The sequence below is a fragment of the Streptomyces sp. NPDC057474 genome (genome assembly GCF_042802555.1).
GTDB lineage: Bacteria > Actinomycetota > Actinomycetes > Streptomycetales > Streptomycetaceae > Streptomyces.
The window spans coordinates 1-3,827 of sequence record NZ_JBHVDX010000426.1 but is presented as its reverse complement, the minus strand read 5'-3'; the positions used below and the strand labels follow the sequence as shown (position 1 = coordinate 3,827).

The following is a 3,827-nucleotide window of genomic DNA, read 5'->3' as shown; positions in this document are numbered from 1 at the left end:
ACCGTCATATCGGCACTGCACCGCCGCCACCGGGCGATCGAGTTCAAGAAGTTCCTGATCCGGATCGACAAGGCGGTGCCCGCCGGACTCGACGTGCACCTCGTCTGTGACAACTACGCCACCCACAACACCACCGAGATCAGGACGTGGCTCGGCAAACACCCCCGCTTCCACGTCCATTTCACGCCCACCGGCTCCTCGTGGATGAACCAGGTGGAGCGGTGGTTCGGCCTGCTGACCGACAAGCTCATCCGCCGCGGCGTCCACACCTCCGTGAAGGCCCTAGAGGACGACATCACTGCGTGGATCGACGCCTGGAACGAGAACCCGCGGCCTTTCACCTGGACCAAGACAGCCGACGAGATCCTCAACTCCCTCGCCGACTACCTCACCAAGGTCGGAACCACCCGCCAGAAAACAGAGCAGAACTAACCCTCAGGATTTCTGGCGCATCACACTAGTGCTGTGACCACGTAGGTTCGCCGGGTTGTCGGTCGCGACGGTTGGATGTGCGGTGATGTCCATTCGACCGGTGGAGGCGTTGGTGGCTGAGCCTGTCCGTATACGCAGACTGACCGACCAGGAGGGGCAGAAGCTGCAGCAGATCGTGCGCCGGGGTAGCACGAGTTCGGTGCGCTACCGGCGCGCGGTGATGCTGCTGGCCTCGGCGGGCGGGAACCGGGTGCCGGTGATCGCCCAGCTGGTCCAGGCAGACGAGGACACCGTGCGCGATGTGATCCACCGGTTCAACGAGATCGGCCTGGCCTGCCTGGACCCTCAGTGGGCGGGAGGCCGTCCCCGCCTGCTCAGCCCTGACGACGAGGAATTCGTCATCCGGACGGCCACCACTCGCCCCACCAGGCTCGGCCAGCCCTTCACTCGCTGGTCGATCCGCAAACTCGCCTCTTACCTGCGGAAAGTGCACGGACGCGTCATCCGCATCGGCCGTGAAGCCTTACGGTGCCTGCTCCTGCGCCGCGGCATCACCTTCCAGCGCACCAAGACCTGGAAGGAATCGCCCGATCCTGATCGCGACGCCAAGCTCAACCGCATTGAGCAGGTGCTGGACCGATTCCCCGACCGAGTCTTCGCCTTCGACGAGTTCGGGCCCTTGGGGATCCGGCCCACCGCGGGCTCCTGCTGGGCGAAGCAGGGCAAGCCCAACCGGCTGCCGGCGACCTACCGCCGTACCCACGGCGTCACCTACTTTCACGGCTGCTACTCCGTCGGGGACGACCGCCTGTGGGGCGTCAACCGCCGTCGCAAAGGCACCGCCAACACCTTGGCGGCGCTGAAGTCGATCCGCGCCGCCCGACCCGACGGCGCCCCGATCTACATCATCCTGGACAACCTCTCCGCCCACACCGGCGCGGACATCCGCCGCTGGGCGAAGAAGAACAAGGTCGAGCTGTGCTTCACCCCGACCTACGCCTCCTGGGCCAACCCCATCGAGGCCCACTTCGGCCCGCTGCGGCAGTTCACCCTGGCCAACTCCCACCACCGCAGCCACCCCGCGCAGACCCAGGCACTGCACCGCTACCTGCGCTGGCGCAACGCGAACGCCCGCCACCCCGACGTGCTCGCCGCCCAGCGCAAGGAACGCGCCCGCATCCGCAGCGAGAAGGGCATCCGCTGGGGCGGACGCCCTCTGCCCAACGCGGCCTGACCAGGAACCGGGCCGACATCCCCGGCACATCACTAACCGACCCGCTGCATCGCCTTCCGGTGCCGTTCCGCCATCGCGGCCCCGGACTCGCGGCGGGCCATCCTGCGCAGGACGGACGGTGCGAGGAGCAGCCCGGCGACTGCCCAGGCACCCAGCACTCCCGCTGTCTCCAGGTGCCGCCAGGAATCGCCGATCTCGGCGGCGACCGCATCGGCCGGCAGCAGCGCCGAGCGGAGACCGAGGCCGAGCCAGTACACGGGGAAGATCTGCCCGACGGTCTGCAGCCACTCGGGCAGCTCGGACAGGGGGAAGTAGATGCCGGAGATCACGATGAGTCCCATCACCGGGAGCATCAGCAAGCCGACGGTGCGCGGACTGCTGACCAGTGAGCCGATGACGGCGCCCATGGGCAGGGTCGCCAGGAGACCCAGCGGCATCACCCACACCAGCGTCAGCAGCGCTCCGCCGCCCTGCCGGGCAACCCCGTCCACCACCAGGAACACGCCGACGGCGAAGGGGAGTGCCATGGAGACGAGAGCCGTCCCCGAGACCATGATGATCTTGCCGATCAGGTGGCCGACCATGCCGTGAGGCACGGCCTTGGCCCGCAGCAGGGTGCCGTCCTCGCGCTCGGTCGCGAGCAGCTGTGCCGTGGTCATCATGCCGGTGAACGCGAGCGTCATGCCTAGCATGCTCGGCAGCATGAACGCGCCGGCCGAGATGCCGGCGCCCTTCAGCGGGTCGTCCTTGAGCAGGAACAGCGGCACGAGGAGCAGGACCGTCCAGAGTACGTAGCCGAACACGTCCTGGCCGGTGGTGAAGGTCTGCCGGAGTTCCGTCCAGCCGCGCCGCACTCCTACTCCCGCCGCGTACCACACCGGACTCATCGCGATCCCTCCCCGAAAGCGTGCACCGTCCGCTCATCGGGAACGCTCCCCGCCTCGAGCTCCCGCACCATCGTCAAGTAGGTGTCCTCCAGGCTCGCCCGGCGCACCTCCAGCCCGCCGATCGCGTCGCCGTGCTCCTCGAACAGCCGACGGACGAACCGGGTGGGCTCGGCCGTCGCCTCCTCGAAGGGCCGCCCGTCCCGCGTCCAGCGCACAGTGGCCTCGGCCGATGCCTGCCGCGACAGCTCCTCGGCCGAGCCGTCGGCCACGATCCGGCCGCCGGCCAGAATGAGGATCCGGTCGGCGAGCCTCTCCGCCTCGGCAAGGTCGTGCGTGGTCAGCAGAACAGTGGTGTTCTCGTCCGCCAGCCCGCGTACCAGGCCGTGGAACTCGTTCCTCGCCTCCGGGTCCAGACCCGCCGTCGGCTCGTCCAAAAACAGCACCTCGGGTCTGCCTACGATGCCGACGGCCACGTCGAAACGCCTGCGCTGCCCGCCGGACAGAGTTCCGACCCGCTTGTCCGCCTGCTCGGTCAGCCCAACGGCGGCGAGGAGCTCGTCAACGTCCCACGGCCGCCGCACGAGGGCCGTGGAGTACGGCGCGTAGTACGAGCCAAGATGGGCCAGCAGTTCCCGCACCCGCCACTTGCCGTGGTCGCGCCAGGACTGCAACACGATGCCCAGGCGCGCACGCCACCGCTCGTCCCCGCCTGCCGGATCGGTGCCGAGGACGGTTACGTCACCGGCCGATCGCATCCGGAAGCCTTCCAGGACCTCGATCGTGGTCGTCTTGCCCGCGCCGTTCGGGCCGAGCAGCAGGACGACTTCGCCTCGCCGGGCCGTGAAGCCGACACCCTTCAATACGTCCTGGTTGCGGTAGCGCATCCGCAGATCCCGTACGTCGATGACCGTGTCGCTCTCTGGCGGTGGGCTGCTCCCAACCCCGGATAAGGCGTGAGCGGTCGTCATCGGTGTTCCCCCGTCCGTCTCGTGGTCCGTTCTCTGGGATCAGGGGCCGGAGGCCGCGCCGAACGTCCGTGGTCATGGGACGTGTCTACGGCTGTGGCTGCCGTTGCCACCTGGCAGCAGCGATTCGGGCCCTCCCGGACGAACACATTACCGAACGGTTCAGTTATCTCATCGTGTTCCACCGACCCGGCGAACGTTCCCGGTCAGAGCACTAGTGTGATGCGCCAGAAGTCCTGTGGGTTAGTTCTGCTCTGTTTTCTGGCGGGTGGTTCCGATCTTGGTGAGGTAGTCGGCGAGGGAGTTGAG

General features: G+C 67.9%; 4 protein-coding genes. 2 read left to right on the top strand and 2 right to left on the bottom strand.

Going from position 1 to position 3,827, the window contains the following annotated elements; genetic code table 11:
• On the top strand, positions 1 to 432 hold a 432-nt coding region (locus ACFU53_RS47175), incomplete at its 5' end, for a transposase (RefSeq protein WP_384006581.1).
• A gap of 112 nt (positions 433 to 544) precedes the next feature.
• A complete protein-coding gene (locus tag ACFU53_RS47170) occupies positions 545 to 1,666 on the top strand; it encodes an IS630 family transposase (protein ID WP_384006578.1) in 1,122 nt (373 codons plus the stop codon).
• A gap of 32 nt (positions 1,667 to 1,698) precedes the next feature.
• Here the strand turns inward: ACFU53_RS47170 and ACFU53_RS47165 are convergent, their stop codons facing one another.
• Positions 1,699 to 2,553, bottom strand: a complete 855-nt coding sequence (locus ACFU53_RS47165; RefSeq protein WP_384006575.1) for an ABC transporter permease — start codon at positions 2,551 to 2,553, stop codon at positions 1,699 to 1,701.
• Positions 2,550 to 3,521: an ABC transporter ATP-binding protein gene (locus ACFU53_RS47160; protein WP_384006572.1), complete on the bottom strand. Its 972-nt coding sequence runs from the start codon at positions 3,519 to 3,521 to the stop codon at positions 2,550 to 2,552. Before ACFU53_RS47160 ends, ACFU53_RS47165 begins: the two co-directional genes overlap by 4 nt.
• Positions 3,522 to 3,827 lie beyond the last annotated feature (306 nt).

What these genes read in the sequence shown, in the direction of transcription:
- ACFU53_RS47165 (WP_384006575.1), bottom strand. Translation starts at nt 2,553, where the DNA reads ATGAGTCCGGTGTGGTACGCGGCGGGAGTAGGAGTGCGGCGCGGCTGG.
- ACFU53_RS47160 (WP_384006572.1), bottom strand. Translation starts at nt 3,521, where the DNA reads ATGACGACCGCTCACGCCTTATCCGGGGTTGGGAGCAGCCCACCGCCA.